Annotated in this window: 15 protein-coding genes, 5 tRNA genes and 1 pseudogene; 5 read left to right on the forward strand and 16 right to left on the reverse strand. The window is 65.9% G+C overall.

Translation table 11 applies throughout. From position 1 onward, the window contains the following. Positions 1 to 74 precede the first annotated feature (74 nt). Positions 75 to 431 carry a hypothetical protein gene (locus A5777_RS02435; protein WP_231894911.1) on the forward strand — a complete coding sequence of 119 codons (357 nt, stop codon included), beginning with the start codon at positions 75 to 77 and terminating at the stop codon, positions 429 to 431. Further along, entirely contained in the window at positions 431 to 2,368 is a 1,938-nt protein-coding gene (locus tag A5777_RS02440; protein WP_064861508.1) for an alpha/beta hydrolase, read from the forward strand. The genes A5777_RS02435 and A5777_RS02440 overlap by 1 nt, the downstream gene beginning before the upstream one ends. A gap of 11 nt (positions 2,369 to 2,379) precedes the next feature. Here A5777_RS02440 and A5777_RS02445 read toward each other — a convergent pair. The 7 genes and pseudogenes from A5777_RS02445 to A5777_RS02475 form a co-directional block, all read right to left on the reverse strand. Beyond that, positions 2,380 to 4,019, reverse strand: a pseudogene (locus A5777_RS02445) (adenylate/guanylate cyclase domain-containing protein). A 279-nt stretch (positions 4,020 to 4,298) separates the two neighbouring features. Beyond that, on the reverse strand, positions 4,299 to 4,853 hold the full coding sequence (locus A5777_RS02450) for a YceI family protein (protein WP_064861509.1): 555 nt from the start codon (positions 4,851 to 4,853) through the stop codon (positions 4,299 to 4,301). Positions 4,854 to 4,968: 115 nt separating this feature from the next. Beyond that, positions 4,969 to 5,616 carry an NUDIX hydrolase gene (locus A5777_RS02455; RefSeq protein WP_064861510.1) on the reverse strand — a complete coding sequence of 216 codons (648 nt, stop codon included), beginning with the start codon at positions 5,614 to 5,616 and terminating at the stop codon, positions 4,969 to 4,971. Between the two features lie 264 nt (positions 5,617 to 5,880). Next, the gene (locus A5777_RS02460; RefSeq protein ID WP_064861519.1) at positions 5,881 to 6,942 is read right to left on the reverse strand and encodes a hypothetical protein; all 1,062 of its coding nucleotides are present in this window, start codon (positions 6,940 to 6,942) and stop codon (positions 5,881 to 5,883) included. Positions 6,943 to 7,196: 254 nt separating this feature from the next. Continuing rightward, positions 7,197 to 7,273: transfer RNA gene (locus tag A5777_RS02465), tRNA-Phe, on the reverse strand. Positions 7,274 to 7,301: 28 nt separating this feature from the next. Continuing rightward, positions 7,302 to 7,378, reverse strand: a tRNA-Asp gene (locus A5777_RS02470). Positions 7,379 to 7,416: 38 nt separating this feature from the next. Continuing rightward, a tRNA-Glu gene (locus A5777_RS02475) sits at positions 7,417 to 7,489 on the reverse strand. Between the two features lie 216 nt (positions 7,490 to 7,705). Between A5777_RS02475 and A5777_RS02480 the strand changes: the two genes are divergently transcribed. Then, a tRNA-Lys gene (locus tag A5777_RS02480) sits at positions 7,706 to 7,778 on the forward strand. Between the two features lie 50 nt (positions 7,779 to 7,828). Here A5777_RS02480 and A5777_RS02485 read toward each other — a convergent pair. From A5777_RS02485 to A5777_RS02515, 7 genes are all read right to left on the reverse strand, one after another. Continuing rightward, positions 7,829 to 9,250, reverse strand: coding sequence for an HNH endonuclease signature motif containing protein (locus A5777_RS02485; protein WP_064861511.1), 1,422 nt, complete (start codon positions 9,248 to 9,250; stop codon positions 7,829 to 7,831). A gap of 106 nt (positions 9,251 to 9,356) precedes the next feature. Next, complete coding sequence (locus tag A5777_RS02490) at positions 9,357 to 9,899, reverse strand: dihydrofolate reductase family protein (RefSeq protein WP_064861512.1); 543 nt, start codon at positions 9,897 to 9,899, stop codon at positions 9,357 to 9,359. Positions 9,900 to 9,952: 53 nt separating this feature from the next. Further along, positions 9,953 to 10,375 carry an organic hydroperoxide resistance protein gene (locus tag A5777_RS02495; RefSeq protein WP_064861513.1) on the reverse strand — a complete coding sequence of 141 codons (423 nt, stop codon included), beginning with the start codon at positions 10,373 to 10,375 and terminating at the stop codon, positions 9,953 to 9,955. Positions 10,376 to 10,392: 17 nt separating this feature from the next. After that, positions 10,393 to 10,866: a MarR family winged helix-turn-helix transcriptional regulator gene (locus A5777_RS02500; RefSeq protein WP_064861514.1), complete on the reverse strand. Its 474-nt coding sequence runs from the start codon at positions 10,864 to 10,866 to the stop codon at positions 10,393 to 10,395. A gap of 74 nt (positions 10,867 to 10,940) precedes the next feature. Then, the gene (selB, locus tag A5777_RS02505; protein WP_064861515.1) at positions 10,941 to 12,731 is read right to left on the reverse strand and encodes a selenocysteine-specific translation elongation factor; all 1,791 of its coding nucleotides are present in this window, start codon (positions 12,729 to 12,731) and stop codon (positions 10,941 to 10,943) included. Position 12,732: 1 nt separating this feature from the next. Further along, the gene (selA, locus tag A5777_RS02510) at positions 12,733 to 14,061 is read right to left on the reverse strand and encodes an L-seryl-tRNA(Sec) selenium transferase (RefSeq protein ID WP_064861520.1); all 1,329 of its coding nucleotides are present in this window, start codon (positions 14,059 to 14,061) and stop codon (positions 12,733 to 12,735) included. Positions 14,062 to 14,085: 24 nt separating this feature from the next. Then, positions 14,086 to 14,181 (reverse strand) — tRNA-Sec (locus A5777_RS02515). 52 nt (positions 14,182 to 14,233) lie between these two features. Between A5777_RS02515 and selD the strand changes: the two genes are divergently transcribed. Continuing rightward, positions 14,234 to 15,247, forward strand: coding sequence for a selenide, water dikinase SelD (gene selD / locus A5777_RS02520; RefSeq protein WP_064861516.1), 1,014 nt, complete (start codon positions 14,234 to 14,236; stop codon positions 15,245 to 15,247). Between the two features lie 58 nt (positions 15,248 to 15,305). After that, positions 15,306 to 16,460 carry a GGDEF domain-containing protein gene (locus A5777_RS02525; protein WP_064861521.1) on the forward strand — a complete coding sequence of 385 codons (1,155 nt, stop codon included), beginning with the start codon at positions 15,306 to 15,308 and terminating at the stop codon, positions 16,458 to 16,460. Here A5777_RS02525 and nrfD read toward each other — a convergent pair. Together nrfD and A5777_RS02535 are read right to left on the reverse strand one after the other, a co-directional pair. Further along, positions 16,444 to 17,547 carry an NrfD/PsrC family molybdoenzyme membrane anchor subunit gene (gene nrfD / locus A5777_RS02530; protein ID WP_064861517.1) on the reverse strand — a complete coding sequence of 368 codons (1,104 nt, stop codon included), beginning with the start codon at positions 17,545 to 17,547 and terminating at the stop codon, positions 16,444 to 16,446. The genes A5777_RS02525 and nrfD overlap by 17 nt on opposite strands. Further along, positions 17,544 to 18,033: 4Fe-4S dicluster domain-containing protein (locus tag A5777_RS02535; RefSeq protein ID WP_331710565.1), on the reverse strand; the 490-nt coding region annotated here is incomplete at its 5' end. The genes A5777_RS02535 and nrfD, both read right to left, overlap by 4 nt.

Below are 18,033 nucleotides of genomic sequence, written 5' to 3' on the forward strand. Positions count from 1 at the left end.
GTACTTCGTCGCGAACACCACCGAGTTCTTCGACGAGTACGTGCGCTCCTACTCCGACCTTCCCTTTCTGGTGCATGCCGATCAATCCACTAGAACTCGCACCCGCCGCGGTGAAGGAGAAGGCACGCGAGATCTATGGCGAAGTGCGTTTCGGCATCAGCCCCGAAGAGATTGACGCAGTAGCCGCGAGTTGGCGAGCGCAAGGCGGGGCCGTTGGCCGAATCGACCTCAGCGCCCTGTCGGCGGCCACCGGTTCGGGAAGCGACGTCGTTGCTGCTCTGCATTCCGCACACACCTCCGCGATCCCCACTCTCGAATCAATCGCCACCCGGCTGGAGACGCTCGGCAACTACATGCAGAGGTTCAACGGTTCGGCCGCGGCGAGCGACGCCGCAGCCGCAGCATCGATGGAACAGTTGCAGGGGCGCTGATGATTCCGACCATCTCGCAACTGCGCGTGTGGAGCAGCGATTCGATGATGGCCTCCGGCGAGGCAGCGCAGGCCGCGGCGTCGACACTCGACGCGGCAATCGACGCGGCGGTCCGTGCGTTCGATGGCGCGGGCCACTGGCGCGGCGCCGCCCACGCCGCGGCGCACCGTCGCATAGTCGAGGAACGCGATCACGCCGACGAGGTGCGCAATGTACTGAATCAGATCGCCGATGAAGCGAAGGACGCCGCCGCCGACATCGCGCACGCCCGCGACTACGTGCTGCGCAGGGTCGACGACGCAATCGCCGAGGGTTTCGACGTCGCCGACACCGGCGAGGTCACCGCGGCCCCGGAGCCCGGCGATGAGGCGAGGGCAGAGGGCGACGTAGCCGCCGGTGACGACAGGGCATCAACTCTTCAAAACCGAATTCAGAACGGGCTGAACATGATTGGCGCTTACGATACCGACTTCGGAAAGCGACTCGCCGACCTCGCAGCAGACCTCGCGGCAATGGTCGAAGGACAACCCGACGTACGCCTGCCCGATGACACCTCCGCCGATGCGGACGACGTGATCGAACGACTCAAGGGCATGAAACCTCACGATATGCGCACGTTGCTCGATGCGATGAGCCCAGCAGACTTGCGTCGACTCATCGCGGCTGACCCGATCACCATGGGCAAACTCGATGGAGTGCCATTCCCGTTGCGCATCAACGCGAATGAGATCAACATCCGCAACGCGCTCGCCGACGAGAGGCAAGCCGGCCGCGGCGAGGGTCCGCGTGCCAAGAGGCTGGCCGCGTTCCTACGCCAGGCACCGGACCCTCGTCACGCTGCCGCCTACGACAACGCCGAAAGCGCCGACTTCCCCGATGATCACCTGGTCGAGCGTTCGTTCGTCGCTTTCGACAACAGCGAGAACGGGCACTTCATCGAGATGATCGGAGAATTGGGACCGCACTCGCCCAATGCAGCGGTGTACGTACCAGGAACGGGCACCAACATGAACGACAGTGCGACGAACACGAAGTCGGCCTGGAACATGTCGAAGCGGACTGGCGGCCCCGTATTCGTCTACGCAAACGGCGACCTACCTCAGACGATGGGATACGAAGGTTGGCCGAGGATCGCGACCGACACGCTCACAGGTGCACGCGCGGGAGTTGGGCTGGCGGGAGCGGCCGGACTGATCCCCGGGGCAACGGTCGGAGGCGTTCCGGCGGTGTTGGCGTCGATCAATGATTCTGCTCTCGACCCTCAGTTGGCCCGGGAGATGGCACCGGGACTCGTTGGTTTCAGCCACGCACTCGACGCCGAGATCGCGGCTCATTGTCCGGACGCGAAGACCACGTACATCGGCCACTCGTACGGAGGTTCCGTCGTCGGCTCGGCCGAGCAGATCGGCTTACGGGCCGACCGTGTCATCTACGCATCGTCGGCCGGCACCGGAGTCTTCGACACACCGTGGAGCAACCATGACGTCGAACGTTATTCGATGACTGCGCCGGGCGATCTCATCCAGGCCTCGCAGTCGTTGCCAGTCAATCCGCATGGCGCCGACCCCGATACCGCTCGAGGAGTCGAGCGGATGGACACCGGTCTTTACAGCGGTGAGAACCAGGAACACCGCGGGCTGGTTCACGGCGTTCGTGGGCACGGCGAGTACTGGAACGATCCCGGTTCTGACGCCTTCGAGAACATGGTCAGGGTGGTCCGCGGCGAAACACCGACGCCCTATGTGGAGCGCGCGTCAGACATGCCGGGCGTCGACGCCGGGCGCGCGTACGCAGAGTCGGCGCAGGCGCACACCGGGGAAGCCGTCGAGAAGGCCCGTGTGCTGCTGCCACCGCTGCTGAAGCTTCTCGACGACCTTCAGAATGGCGGAGTTGACCTACCCGGTGTTCCCGACATCCCGCTGCACCTGCCGAAATAGCTTGCGCAGCGTCACTTGTCGGAGTGTTTGGACGAGCCCGTCGCCATCCGGATCGCGGGACCGAGCAGTCCGGAGATCAGCCCGCCGATCGACAACGGCGTCTGGCCGTCGAGTCCGATCGGGGCATACATCTCGGTGATCTCACTGCGCCCCCGCACAACTCGACGATCAACCGCCGTCCAGTGCTCGCTCTCGCCCTCCGACGCGTCTATCGCCTCGCCGCTGGCGAGAACCGGATAGCGGCCGCTGCGGGCAGCCTCCGACAGGCGCGCGCACTCGTTGACCGGGTCACCGATCACGGTGTACTCGTAGCGCCGTTCAGCACCGATGTTGCCCGCGAACACGGTTCCGTAAGAAACTCCGATCCCCCACCGGATCTCGAGCGCTTCGGTCAGACCCCTGGCAAGGTCACGCGCGGCGGCGAGTGCCGCGGCGGCCGGGTCGTCGAGTTCGACGGGGGCGCCGAACACCGCGAGCGCCGCGTCGCCTCGAATTTGTTGACAAAGCCGCCGTGTCTGTCGACCACGTCGGCGACAACGGAGAAGAACGAGTTGAGGAGCGCCGCGGTATCTTCCGGCGCCCGATGCTCGGCCAGCGTCGTGGATCCGACGATGTCGACGAACAGCACCCCGACCTGACAGTTCGATCCGTGCATCCCCGCGCCGTGTTCGATGGCGAGTTGCGCGACGGTGTCGCCGACGTGCCGTGCGAACAGTTCACGCATCCGCTCCCGCTCGTCAAGACCCTCGACCATCTCGTTGAAGCCGTGTTGCAGCACTCCGAGTTCGGACGAGTCGTACACATCGACGTGGGTGGTGAGGTCGCCATTCTGGACCCGCTGCACGGCGTGCCGCAGTTCGGTGAGCGGGTCGATGATGGCCTGCCCGACCAACATGATGACGCGCACGCCCGCAGCGAGACCGACCGCGGCCAGCACCACTGTCGTCCAATCGATCCTGCCGGCGGCCGGTGGCAACAGGCCCGATCCCCTCCCGAGGTTGATGATCAGCAGTCCACTCATCGGCACGAGGCAACTGATCGCCCACACCGCGGCCATGCGTGCACGCACGCCCTGCACCGCATGGGTTGCCGGGTGATCCTGCAGCGCGATGATCAGCAGCGGGCGCGCCGAGCGTTCGGCGAACAGGTAGGTGAGGCAGCGGATCGACATACCTGCAAGGGCGAACGCGACAGCCACCCCGAGTAGGTCGTCGGCGCTGAGCCTGCCCAGCGACAGAAGCACGTAGCTGAGCACGGCCAAGAGCCAGCCGACGATCGTGGCCGCCGCCTGCGCGAACGGGATTCTCTGGACGGATCGTCGACGCTCCCGATCGGCCTGCTCGCCACTGATGAACCAGCGCAACTGCGGCACCATCACGGCGAAGACCAGCACCACATTGACCACGAGACCGACGCCGATCGCCGCGACGACGGCCGGAAAGTTCGGTGCGCCCAGCGTCGTGGCGAAGGTCATCTGGCCACCGTTGTAGGCGAGCTGGACCAGCAGGAACGTCTCGAGGCCGACGAGCACGTTGCTGCCGACGATTGCCGAACCGGCGATCACGCTCGCGCGGCGGGCGAGCCGGATGCGCTCCGCCCGGCCGATGCCTCCCCATTCGCGCAACGTCGGAGGCCGCTCGACGCCCCACACGAATGTCGAGTATCGACGCCGCGCGCGAGACCACCTGTCATCGTGGTCGCGGGAGCGTTGCGGCTGCACCGAGGCGCCTTTCTGCCTGTTGTGTCACATAAGACAGTTCATTGTGACAGGCGAAATGCCGGGATCAGAACTCGATCGTGTGTGACGACGCACGCCGAAACGCCAAAAAGGCCGGCGCCGCTCCCGGGGGACTGACGGGAACGGCACCGGCCGCGGACTCGTACGTCATGTCGAGGTCATCGACTCATCGCACGAGCGGTCATGATCGGATCAGGCCTGCGCCTTGAGCGCCTCGATCTCGAGGTTGATGGTGACCTTGTCGCCGACGACGACGCCGCCACCCTCGAGTGGCATCTCGATGTCGATGCCGAAGTCCTTGCGGTTGATCACGGTGGTTGCCTCGAAGCCGGCAACAGCGCCCTGGCCCATGCCCGGGTTCGATCCGTTGAACTCGAGTGCGAGGTCGACCGACTTGGTCACGCCGTGCAGGGTGAAGTCGCCGGTGAGCACGAAGTTGTCACCGTCGGGGCGCACGCTGGTCGAGACGAAGGTCGCCTTGGGGAACTTCTCGGCGTCGAAGAAGTCGGCCGACTTGATGTGGCCGTCACGCTGCGGGTTTCCGGTGGTGATGGTCGTGACGTCGATCTCGGCCTGCACCGACGGGGTGCCGTCCTCGGCAACAGTGATGGTTCCGCTGAACGACTCGAACTTGCCGCGAACCTTGCTCACCATCAGGTGCTTCACGACGAAGCCGACGGTCGAGTGGGTGGGATCGATGTTCCAGACGCCGGCCTCGATGGGGGCCTTGACGGTGCTTGTGGTCATGGTGAAACTCCTCGGCTTCTTGTCGTTTCGGGTTGTGGTCCGTGGACCGTCTTCTCGGCCCATCGCTCATTCTAAACGGACCGCGGTCCGATTTCATTCCGCTAGACCAAACTATTTATTTCCAGGCGAATACTGGCTGCTCAAAGCCATCGACGCGGGTATCGCGACCTCGCAGGACGACCTCGACGAACTGATAGATCACCGCGGCGGTCGGCGCGTGGAGCAATGCCGAGTGACCGCTCGGCGAGTGATCATCGGGGTCACGACGCAGCCCGGGGATACGGAGTTGTATGACCGGACGCGGCGATTCGGGGATCGCGATGAACCGCGGTTCGTCGAGTAGGTCGTCGAGTGGCACGAAGAACAGTTCCGACACCTCGTCGGGGCTCGGCGTCGGAGGCGGTGCGTCGTCCGGCGCCCAGCAGACGACGGGCGTCATGATGAAGCCGGATCGTGTCGGGTAGTCGTCGAGCAATCCGAGTACGTCGTCGGTGTCGAGCGCCACCCCGAGTTCCTCGTGCAGTTCCCGCAGCGCGGCGTCGACGATTCCCTCTCCCGGGTCGAGGCGTCCGCCGGGGAGCGCGAACTGTGCGGCATGGCGACGCATGGTCAGTGGCCGACGCAGAACCCAGATTCCCTGTCGGTCGGCTTGATTCGAGATCACGATGGCGACGGCGGCGGGCCTGGCATCAGGATCGTCGACGACGCGACGTTCGAGAGCCGCGATGCGATCAGTGGCGATCGTGCGATCGATAGATGTCACATATTCAGTTCACCACGGTCGAAGAATCGCTAACCGATGTGCCCGCACACACACCGGCGACTCGCTCGTGATCTGCACCGGCGAACCTTTTCTCCGTCACGACGATCGGCCACCATTGATACACCCGCGAACCGAAACCTCCTCCAAGACAAGGCAGATCATGTCCACGATCGTTGTCACTCTCATCGTCCTGGTCCTTCTCGCCGTGCTGAGTAATCGCCCGGGGTTGAACTTCTATGCGCGCAGCATGGGTGGGTCGGGGCGCTAGACCCGCAGTTGTCCGTGCTCGTGCTGCGCCGTCGCCCGCGCGACTGCCGCGCGTAGGTGATAGTCGATGATCGCCAGCGCGAACAGACCGAGCGCGAGGTTGTAGAGCGCCCCGAACCCGTCGAGCGCGAAGTCGACGAGGGCGTTGGACATCGTGAAGACGAGCGCCGCCATGCGCAGTGCGCGTAGCGGCCAGACGCGATCGGTGTAACGGCGACCGATCATCGCCGACGCCGAGCACGCAAGCGTCAGCACGCCACTGACGAACAGAATCCACGCGGCGGTGGGGTCGCGGGCCAGTTCGAGATAGACCCCGTAGTCGCGGTGATTCACATAGAGCGCGAGCGCACCCGCGATCACGGTGAGCGCGGAGCTGACGACCAGCAGCCAGCCGATCAGCACCAACCACCAGCGTCGTCGAAAGAAGCTCGGAATCAACGCGAGTGCGCGCGCACGCAGTCGGGTCAACCGGTCAGGGGTGTGCACGCTCGCGTCGAGTAGGCCGCGAATATGCGCCACGAGTGCCGGGTCGGCGTCGCGTGCTTCGGCGAAGTCGAGAAGGTCGGTGGCCTGGCGGCGTCGACTCTCCGGAAGTCCGTGCGCCACACCGTCGGCCGCGATCACCGCCGCGTTCGCGATCGCCTCGGGCACAGATGGGCGCTTGACGTCGCGGACGAATCGACTGATCAACAGGATCAGCACCACCAGCAGGTACATGATCTCGGCCGACGGGCCGTAGAAGTAGTCGTTGTCCTTGGTGACGAACTTGCCCACTTCATCGAGGAACAAGCCGAATCCGATACCACCCATCACCACCGCAACAATCCGAGGCGTCGAACCAAGAAGCAGCCACCCGAAGACCAACGCGAGCATCATGAGCGCCCCGCCCCACAGCGCGTGGGCTATGTGCAGCGTGCCGTTTCCGATCTGCGGGTAGCCGGTCAGACGCAGGTAGGCACGCGTCACGAGGATCGTGCCGATCGCGAAGATGAGGAACCACTGCACCGCAGCGGTCCCGTAGACGCTGCGCACCAGGACCGTCGTTTGCCGAGCCGACATGAGGCGATTGTCGCGCGCGACGGTGCAGCGTGAGTTCGGAATCGGGCAGGGTGTCTCGGATGAGCGCGCCCGAGACTCCGTGGTCTTGAGCTCGGCCGACCCCATCGGAGTGGAATGGCTTGCCGGGATGGCAGAGCGGTACGGGCCTGGGCTCACCCGATGAATCGGCTCCGCGGAGCCGACGCTCCGGGCAGCCATCGTCGAAAAGCAAAAGACCATCCGGCAAGCCGGATGGTCTTTTTCGAGTAGATATCTGGTGGCCAGAGTCGGGATCGAACCGACGACCTTCCACTTTTCAGGCGGACGCTCGTACCAACTGAGCTACCTGGCCAGGAGGCCCGGTGCGAAACCGAAACCTTTGGCGACCCTGACGGGACTCGAACCCGCGACCTCCGCCGTGACAGGGCGGCGCGCTAACCAACTGCGCCACAGGGCCATCTTCAATTTTCCTGCTCCCCCGTAGAGGATCAGTTGTACCCCCTACGGGATTCGAACCCGCGCTACCGCCTTGAAAGGGCGGCGTCCTAGGCCGCTAGACGAAGGGGGCCGGTTCTCCGTTGGGAGCCGACTCAGCTTAGGACACCGCTCGCGCAATTCACAAATCGGCTGGTCAGCCTGCATTTCGCGCGAGTTGATGCCCTCCGAACACCATACCCGGATCCGACGCCGACGGCATCGACAATTCCAAGCCCACCGTCGATGCACCGCCGCGCAGTCGACCTGTAAACTCACTTCCTGCGTCGGCCACAGCGCCGAGGCGTCCGCCCCTATAGCTCAGTTGGTAGAGCTACGGACTTTTAATCCGCAGGTCGTAGGTTCGAGCCCTACTGGGGGCACTCGCAATAGAGTCCGCGCCGGCACGCGGCGGGCGTTCCGCTGAACGTCGTCACGCTGCGGCCAGCGACGCCGCCCGGTCGGCGCGGGCTGCGGCGGACTGCTTGAACCGCCAACTCGCGTACAGCACCTCAGTGGTGTAGCCCAAGTTGAGAGGTCCCGGGTTCTCGGGGACGACCGCGTCGTCAGAGATCGCCGCGGGCCGCCACACGCCCGGCACACTGGTCGGCGGCGCCTGCTCGATCGGCTGGTGATCATTCTGTCGATGAAATGTGAACTGCTGCAACGCATGCGCCCTGATCAAGAACTCACCACGATGCAACGATCGGTGATGCGACGAACACAGCAGCACCAAGTTGTCGGGTGTCGTGTCGCCACCATGCGACCAGAACCGGACGTGATGAGCGTGTAGATGTCTGGTCCGTCCACACCCCGGATAGCGGCAACCGCCGTCGCGCGCCAAGATCGCGCGCAGGGTCCGCGTCGAGGGTGTCCGCGTTCGACGGCCCCACGACGCGATGGTCCCCTGCTTTCCGTGATGCACGTCGGTCTTGGTGCCCGCACACGACGCCTCCTTCACCTCCGCCCCCGACACTGCCGGGCCGCCCTCGACATGCGGATCGGGAGCGACGACGACGGGCAGGTCCGGTGCCCCGTCGTCGCGCTCATGCGAGTGGACGACCACTTCAGCGCCCGGCGTGAACGTGGGCACCTTGATCGCCGACTGCATCGTGTCGGCCATCAGCACGACAGCGGGTGCGATGTTGGACGGAGTATGGCGCCACAGACGCCGGTCCGAAGGTTCCAGCCCTAATTCCTCGGACGAAACATCCTGCGCCGCAGCCAGTTCGGCAATATCCGGGACGTCCTCGTCGGCTTCGACGTTGCGCGTGCGCTCGTACTCGGCACGGACAGTTGCTGCCATGAACGATGCCCCGTCCATCGCCGACAACCGCATCCGCGCCGACAGTGTGCCGTCGGAATTCCACTCCCACGAGGCGGTCGATTCGACCTCACCCTCGGTGGCCTCGCGCTCCCGCTGATCTATCGAGCGGATTGCCCGCACCACTCGCTCGAGCTGAGCAGCGTCGGCAGACAAGGCGACGTTGAGTAGTTCGTCCTCGCGATCGGGCGTCACGACCCGCGTCAAGGCACGCACTTTCGAGTACGACAACCGACCTTGCGCGAATGCCGCACGAATCCTCGGCAGTTCGTCGAGAGTGCGCGCCACCCGCACGTACTCCTGTGCGGTCCGCGTGGATAGTCCGGTCCGCAACGTCAACCAGTGCGCGCACGACATGATGCCGTCACCGGACCAGCCGATGCGTCGGTCGAATTCCGACACCAACAGCAGGAACCGGGCCGTCATACTCGCGATCTGGCCCGCGTAGCCCTCCAGCCGATCGGCGATCTCCTCCACCGCGAGATCGGACGGATCAGCCGCGTCGAAGATGTCTGTGCTGCCACCGGTCATGACCACCCCTGGATCGATGATATGTTCGATAGATTCATCGCATCGGCGGGTACTGACAGAGATTTCGGAGTGAGCGTTCAGCGGAACGCTCGACGGTCACGTGCGTTCAGCGGAACGCCCCGACGTGGTAGCGGGCGCAGACGAAACCCTGATTGCGCGCGACGTCGAGCAGCTCGAGATCGCATCGCGCAGTGAACAGCGGACGTCCCGACCCGAGCATCACCGGCGCGATCGAGACGATGAGTTCGTCGAGCATCCCGCCCGACCAGAATTGCGCGGCGAGGTCGCCGCCTCCGACGATCCAGACATCTCGCCCGCCCGCAGCGTCGACCATGGCTTGGCGGTGACCCGCGGGCCCTCCGGACACGATGCGGACGGTGTCGGCGACGGGCGTCAGGTCGCGTGTGCTGAATACAAGTGTCGGCAACTCGTACGGCCACGGATTACCCTGGTGCACTTCATGTTCGACGACCCACTCGTACGTTGTCGACCCCATCACCAGACAGCCGACGTCGCCGAGGAACTCGGTGTAGTTCATCGGCCCGTCCTCGTCGATTGGCTGACTCAGCAGCCAATCGAGCGAGTCCAGCGAGTCGGCAAGGAAGCCATCGAGAGTCTGTGCTGTGTAATAGCGAAACCGCGTTGCCATGAAACCAGTATGGGACCGGCCACCGCGTGTCCGGCGTCAGTCGCCAATCAGGGTCAGTCTTCCGCCAGGGTGAGGGTCACGTCGATGTTGCCGCGCGTGGCGTTGGAGTACGGACACACCTGATGAGCCGCGGCGGTGAGTGCCTGCGCGTCGTCTGCGCTCAGCGCCGGCAACGAGATCTCCAACACGACGGCCAGCTCGAAACCGCCGGAGTCATTGGCCCCCAACGACACTCGGGCGCCGACAGCCGAGTCGCTCACGTCGGCCTTCTCGGCCCGAGCGACCGCGCGCAACGCACTGTGGAAGCATGCGGCGTAGCCGGCTGCAAAGAGTTGCTCCGGATTCGTCGCGCCGCCGGGTCCGCCAAGCTCCTTGGGGATCGCGAGATCGAGATCGAGTTGTCCGTCGCTCGTCCTGGCGTGACCGTCCCGGCCTTCGCCGGTGGCAAGTGCCTCGGCTGTGTACAAAGCCTTCATGGTGACTTCCCTTCTCTTCAGCGCGCCTGGTTGGCGCGCAACACATCGGTTAGTTGGTGCAGTGCCGCACGCAGCTCGACAGCCGCGTCGACGTCGAAGTCGGCATCAGATTCTGAGGGCTCACTCGACGAACCGTTCACCGCGTCGACCAAGGCGGCCAGCACGCAGTCAGACTTTTCGCCCAGCGCCACGCCCGATTCGGTGAGTGACACGATCGTCGACCGCTCGTCGTCAGGGGACCTGTGACGTCGCACGTGCCCCATCGACTCCAACCGACGAACCAGTGGTGACACGGTGCCCGAGTCAAGTTGCAGGCGCTCCCCCAGCCGGCCGATCGGGACAGATTCTTCCTCCCACAGCACTAGCATCACGAGGTACTGCGGATACGTCAGTCCGAGTTCAACCAAGCCCGGTCGCTCCGCGGCGATGATCGCGCGCGACGCGGTGTAGAGCGCGAAACACAGATGGTCGTCGAGTCGAATCTTTCCCACGTGGAGAACAGTAGACACCCGATTTAGATTGCTCACAACCTAGTTGCTCACAATGTATCCGGGGAGATCCTCGTTCACCGAACCACCTCGCGGTGCCCCGCGTCGAGTCGTCGAGTCCAGCCGCGTTCGTCGAGGTGCTCGAGCAATGGGATGGCGACGCGGCGCGTGGTGCCCAGAGCCTTTCGGGCCTCGCTCGTGGTGAAGGGCTGATCAAGAGCAGCCAGAACGCGCATCGCCATCGCGGGAGATCGGGGCGAGAGCACAACACCGTCACGCAACCGAAGCAGCCGCCCGAGGCGTTCAGCCGCTGCCAGTTGCTTGGGGCCGAGCCCGAGTGCGGCGAGGTCATCGGATTCCGGCGCGGCGAAGGCATCGTCGTCGAACCGACGCTCGAGTGCAGCAACAGCCTCCTCCGCATCGCCGAGTCCGCGTGCCACACCGGGTTTCGACAGGAACCCGCCCGCATGGTCAAGGCCGGCGTCGGCAACGAGGGGCGCGACAAGCGCTTCCGATGGAAGTCCGACGACGCCCGCCACACTCGCGCGAGGCAAGCCCTCGGCAAGCGAATCCCGCTGATAGACAGCATCAACAGCATCGCGGAGCCGTGCGACCCACTCCGCCCAGACCTGCTCGTCGACCCACCAGGCCCCGACAACGCGCACTCCCTCGGGCGGGGTTGCCTCGGCTCCGACGACACCGAGCCGTCGCAGATGCTCGACGGTGACCGCACCACGACGTTCGACCTCACGTCGCACATCGCCGGCATCACTCATGCCCGACAACGCATCTGCTCGACGCGCCCCATCACCCCGACGCCGCAGCGGCGGTGGCTCTGCATCCACCACGACGCCCCCACCGATCCGACCGCTGCCCGCGTCGCGGAGCACCAGTCGATCACCGAGGATCAGCGGGACGGCTTGCTCGAATGTGATCCGCGCGTGGTCGGCGTCGAATGGGCGGAGCCGACCCCGCAGCGCAGCCGTGCCGACATGAACACTCAGATCGCTTGGTATCGAGTCGAACTCAGGCCCGCTGACACGTCGGATGTCGACGCAGTCGGTCAGCCGCCACACCCCGGGGCTCAACAGCAGATCACCCCGTGCGATATCCGACGCAGACACCTCGCGCAGATTCACCGCCACCCGGCTCACGGGTCCGACGCGTTCGCGCGGCGTGTTCTCACTCTGCACACCACGCACGGTGACCGATCGAATCCCTCTGCCGGTCAACACATCCAGCGTGTCTCCACGACCCACCGACCCGGCCGACAACGTCCCGGTGACCACGGCTCCCGCACCCGTGATGGTGAACGCGCGGTCGATCCAGAACCGAACGGGTGCGGTATCCGAGGGAAACGGGTTGCGCTGCAATACCTCTGCGATCGTGTCGCGCAGCTCGTCGATCCCCCACCCGGTCAACGCCGACGTGATCACGGGCGGCGCGTCGCCGAGACCGGTACCGGACAGCTCGTCGCGTGCCTGCGCTACGACGTCGGAGATCCGCTCGTCGTCGGCGAGATCGGCGCGTGAGATCACCAGCACCCCGCGATCGATGCCGAGTGCGGCGATCGCGTCACGATGATCCGACGACTGCCTGTTCCACCCCTCGTCGGCAGCGACGACGAAGGCCACCACGGGCGCCGGACCGATTCCCGCCAACATATTGCCGAGAAATCGTTCGTGACCCGGAACGTCGACGAACGCGATGTCGGCGCCGGATGGTGTTGTCATCCAAGCGAATCCGAGGTCGATCGTCAGTCCTCGACGGCGCTCCTCCGCCCAGCGGTCCGGTTCCATCGTCGTCAGCGCACGGACCAACGCACTCTTCCCGTGATCGACGTGCCCCGCCGTCGCGACGACGTACACCTCAGCCAGTCGCCCCCGGCACGCGGACCGCGCCAAGCGCACGCGCGACCGCCTCGGCGAGAACCTCGTCGCCCGTCTCCGGGATACATCGCAGGTCGACGAGACATACGCCGTCGTGCACGCGCGCGAGCACCGCGGGAGTGCCGGTGCGCAACGCCTTGGCCGCCTGCTCAGGCAGTGCAATCGCCCAGCCGGGCAACGGAACTCCGGGCGCTCCTCCCCCGCCGACCCTGCCGTCGTGGGGCACCACGTCCGCACCGATCTTCGCGGCGACGACTTCGGCCCGCCGACGTAACCGCTCGTTGTCGGCGTGTAGATACTCGGTCACCGGAGGCTGAGGTCCGACGAGCGTGGCCTCCATCGCCGCGAGGGCGAGCTTATCGGCCCGAACCGCCCGCGCGAGTGGATGTTTCGACAATCGGCCGACCAGATCGGCGTCGCCGAGCAGGATTCCGGCCTGCGGTCCACCGAGTAGTTTGTCGCCGCTGGCGATCACCAGATCGGCGCCCGCGGCCAGCGCCGACGACGCGTCCGGTTCGTCGGGGAGCGCGGCGTCGGGAACGAGAAGACCGCTCCCGAGGTCGGCGATGAGCGGAACACCCTGGGCGGCAGTCAATTCCGCCAGCTCCGCGATGGTCGCCTCCGCGGTGAAGCCGCTGACCCGGTAGTTACTCGGGTGCACCTTGAGCACACAGCCGACGTCGCCCTCGGCAAGTGCCGCAGCGTAGTCGCGGAGGTGGGTGCGGTTGGTGGTCCCGACCTCGCGCAGTCGCGCACCGGTCGACTCGATGAGGTCGGTGAGCCGGAAACCCGCGCCGATCTCGATCATCTCGCCGCGACTGATGACCACCTCGCGACCGGCCGCGAGCGCGGTGGTGGCCAGCACCATCGCGGCAGCACCGTTGTTCACCATCAGGGCATCGCCCGCGGCGGGACATGCCCGCAGCAACGCGTCGCGGGTCGCGACGCCACGCCGCGAGCGCGTGCCCGACTCCAGGTCGAGTTCGACGTCGACGTATCCACACGCATCGACGACTGCATCGCGCGCAGCCGTCGACAACGGGGCTCGACCGAGGTTGGTGTGCACCACGACTCCGGTCGCGTTGAGCACCGACCGTCCGGTGCCGACGCGGCGTCGAGCAAGTGTTTCCCGAATGACCCTCCGCACGTCGTCGGGATCGACATCGCCGCGCCTTGCCGACTCCTGAACATCACGGACGACGTCGCGGACGGTCTGTTCGCCGACTCGTCGTGCAGCCGTGGCGATCTCGGGATCGGCCAGCAGGTGGTCGGTGCGCGGGATCCGCCGCCGGGGATCCGATCGGGTCACCGCGCCTCCTTCGAGAACAGTCTGTGGCGGAGGCGGACGGGAATCGAACCCGCCAGACCGAGATACTCGACCTCCTCGGTTTTGAAGACCGGGGGGCCCACCAGGAACCCAGACGCCTCCTCGGCGACCATACCTCCAAATTCTCCCGATCCCGCCGATTAGCCTGAGTCACATGAGCACCGTCGAGACGAATCCGGATTCGCAGAGCCCGACGATCAGGTTGACCGGCTACGCGCACGGCGGCGGCTGTGCGTGCAAGATCCCGCCGGGTGAGCTCGAAGCCGCCGTAGCCGGTCTGACCGGCCAGAGCGGCAAGAACATCCTGGTCGGCCTCGACGACGGCGACGACGCCGCGGCTGTGCGCATTCGCGATGACCTCGCCGTCCTCTCTACCGCCGACTTCTTCACTCCGGTCGTCGACGACGCGTACGACTGGGGACGCATCGCGGCCGCGAACGCTCTCTCCGACATCTACGCCATGGGCGGGTCGCCCGTCGTCGCGATCAACCTCGTCGGCTGGCCGCGTGATCTGCTGCCGATGGAACTGATGACCGAGGTGCTGCGCGGCGGGCTCGCCGTCGCAGCGCAGGCCGACTGCCCGGTGATCGGCGGCCACAGCATCGACGACCCCGAACCCAAGTACGGCATGGCCGTCACCGGTGTCGCGTCGCCCGACTCGCTCATCCGCAACGACGCCGCGACTGTCGGACTGCCGATCACGCTGACCAAACCGATCGGCGTCGGGATGCTCAACAACCGGCACAAGCAGACCGGTGAAGTATTCGACGCCGCGATCGACGTCATGACGACACTCAACCGCGACGCCGCCGACGCCGCCCTTGCCGCCGGTGTCCGCGCAGGTACTGACGTGACCGGGTTCGGACTGCTCGGCCACCTCCACAAACTGACAAGGGCCTCGGGGGTGCGCGCGGTCATCGACGCTTCTGCCGTCCCGCTGGTCGAGGGAGCCCGCGACGCTCTCGATGACGGATATGTCTCGGGCGGCACTCGGCGCAACCTCGACTGGGTTCGCGACCACCTCGACATCGGAAGCGGTGTCGACGAGAACGAGCTTCTGATGCTGGCCGACGCCCAGACATCCGGCGGGCTGTTGCTGGTCGGCGAAGTGCCCGGATACCCGGTCATCGGCGAAATCGTTGCAGGTGCAGGGATCGACATTCGCTGACATCGATCGCCGATCGCTCTATTGTCGCTACACACACCGATGCCGAGGGGGAGATCAGGTGCAGCGTCGCAGCGCTATCGCGGTCTCTGACTGGCTGCGTGACGCAACGCCACTCCAGTGGCGCGTTCCACTCTTCGATCAACTCGGAAATGCGCCACTCAAGCGGCTCGTTCTATCGCTGGGTGCGGCGCTGTTGGGATTCGCCGCGGCGGCCGCTGCCGCGTCGTCGAGCTCCGGATTTTCGCCGTACGTCGAGAAGATTCTGCTGGTCACATCGGTCGTTGCCGCGATTCTCGTGCTGCGGTGGTGGCTGCTCCCACTCCCGACAGGAGCCGAGAGCCTTCTGGTGCTGGTGTTCGCCGACGCCGTGATCGCGACCGCCTGCTTCGGGCATCACGATCACATGCTCGGCATCGCAGGCGTCACGCTGTTCGCGATCATGAGCGCGTTTGCCCTGTTCTTCTGCACACCGCGGGCCCACTCACTGCACGCGATCTTCGCTTCTGCGGCAATCGTGATCCTGGTCACTATTGTGGCGGCAGACGGAGGGCGTCCGATGCTGCTGGTGGCCCTGTCGAAAGGTATCGCCCCCCTTGCCCTGGTGGCAGTACTCCTGCCCTCCATGCACTACTTCTTCTGGGTCCTCGGCACCAACGCCATGGACGCAGGGACCGACCCGCTGACTCGGCTGGCCAACCGGCGTGGCCTGTCGCGATATGTCGGCGGGCTCAGTCACTCGGCCCGCACGCTCTCGGTGATCATCATCGACATCGACGGATTCAAGGCGATCAACGACACCCACGGCCACCAGGTCGGCGACCTCGTGCTCGTGCGCGTAGCCGGGCGGATCATGGAGGCATGCAACCGGCTTGCAGGCATCCGCAACCTTGTCGCCGCGCGCACCGGCGGCGAGGAGTTCGCCGTGATCCTCGACGACGACCTGCGCACCGCCCGTTCGCTGGCCGAGCGCATCCGCATCGGCGTCGCGGCCGACACCTCACCGTCGGTGACAGTCAGCGTAGGCATCAGCGTCACCGCACCAGACGCCAAGGCAAACGTCGACCGACATCTCGAAGACGCCGATGTCGCGATGTACCTCGCGAAACGACAGGGCGGGAATCGGGTGGTGGTGGCTGCTTCGAACGACCGACGTCCACTGGCCCGACACGCCCGACGCGAACGCGACGAGAACGCGATCAGTCCGCAGTCGTGATCGAGTCGTCGGTGACACCGGCGGCTCGACGAGCGGCGAGGCGTCGCTTCTGTGGTTCGATCGTGTAGCGCGGATCCTTCGCCGACTCGATGCCGGCGTGAAACACGCCGAACCGGGTACAGGCCGACGCCGCGAGTAGCGCCAGACCCGACGCCGCAGACGCGACCCGCGAACGACCACTGACCAGTGCGCCCACTCCCCCGATGACCGCCAGTCGTTCCGCCCAGCGCATCAGCGCACCGGGCTTACCGTGGTGGAGCGGTTCCGCGGCAACCGGATCCATGCGCGCTTCCATGACGCGGGTGGCCGCCACATCGCCCACCACGCCGAGAACGGCCAACGTTCGTGCCGGGCCCACCTCGTCGAGCGGTGTGGTGACCAGCGCCAGTCCGCTCGCCGCGAGACTTGCCGAGCTGACGAAGACGAAGGGCAGGTCGCGGTGCATCGCGTTCCACGTCGGTGTGGCCGTATCGCCCAGCAGCGCCGCTGTATACACGGCGAGCAGCGGCCCCATCGCGCCGCCGACGAGTCCAGCGGGCGCCTCCACGACGTGGAGCACCGAACGCAACGGGCCGAGCGGAAGTCTTTCCCGGAGAAGCCGATCCACCTCTGCCGCAGCCGCGACTCCGATACCGCCGGAGAAGCCGGACAGTATCCATGACCCGACGCTCATCGGCGACGTCACCTTGAAGGTGCGCAGCATGTTGTAGAACCGATCGGGTCGGCCAAGGTCGGCGATGAGCGCAACCCCACCGAGCCCGGCCGCGGCGAGACCACCGAGACGGGCGTTGCGGCGCAACACTTCTCGCCCGGTCAACTGCGCACCCGCCGCGAGCACTCCCGACCCGCCCGCGACGCCACCGAGGAACAGGTACGCCGCTACCTTGTCGTCCCAGGGCGCAGGCTTGACGACGTTGTGCCCGTAGTAACCTTCGACGTCGACCTTCTCGAACTCGACGTCGGGCACCATCGACATCTCACGCGCGCCGTCGCCCTGGCCGAACAAGCTTCGTCGACGCCCCTTGCCGCCCTTGCGCTTTCGGCGGCCGGGTTCTGGTGGGCGCAGCGAATCGTAGTCGGAGGTCATCGCTTTCTACCGGTCAGGAACGAGACCGCCGCCGCGGCAACCATTCCGAGGGCGGCAGCGCCCGCTCGTCGATACATGGTGGGGAGATCGGCCGTGCACACGCGAGGGTCCGGCGGAAGGCCATAGACCTCGGGCTCGTCGAGGAGAAGGAACACCGAACCGGTGCCCCCGACTCCGTCGTTGGGGTTCGCCCCATAGAGCCGGGCCTCGGTCATCCCCTGGGCGTGCAGCTGTTCGACACGTTCGCGCGCGATCTCGACCATGTCGTCGTGGTCGCCGAATTTGATCGACGTCGTCGGACAGGTCTTCGCGCACGCGGGTGTCTCGTCGTCGACGAGTCGGTCGTAACAGAGCGTGCACTTCTGTGCCACACCACGTCTGGGCACGGGCGGCTGCTCGCCCTTGCGTTGACCCTCGCGCGTGGTCGGCTCGACGGTGCCGTCGGACCGACGTTCGACGACACCGAAAGGGCAACCGGCGACGCAG

This window comes from Gordonia sp. 852002-10350_SCH5691597 (assembly GCF_001665715.1).
In the GTDB taxonomy this organism is placed as follows: domain Bacteria; phylum Actinomycetota; class Actinomycetes; order Mycobacteriales; family Mycobacteriaceae; genus Gordonia; species Gordonia sputi.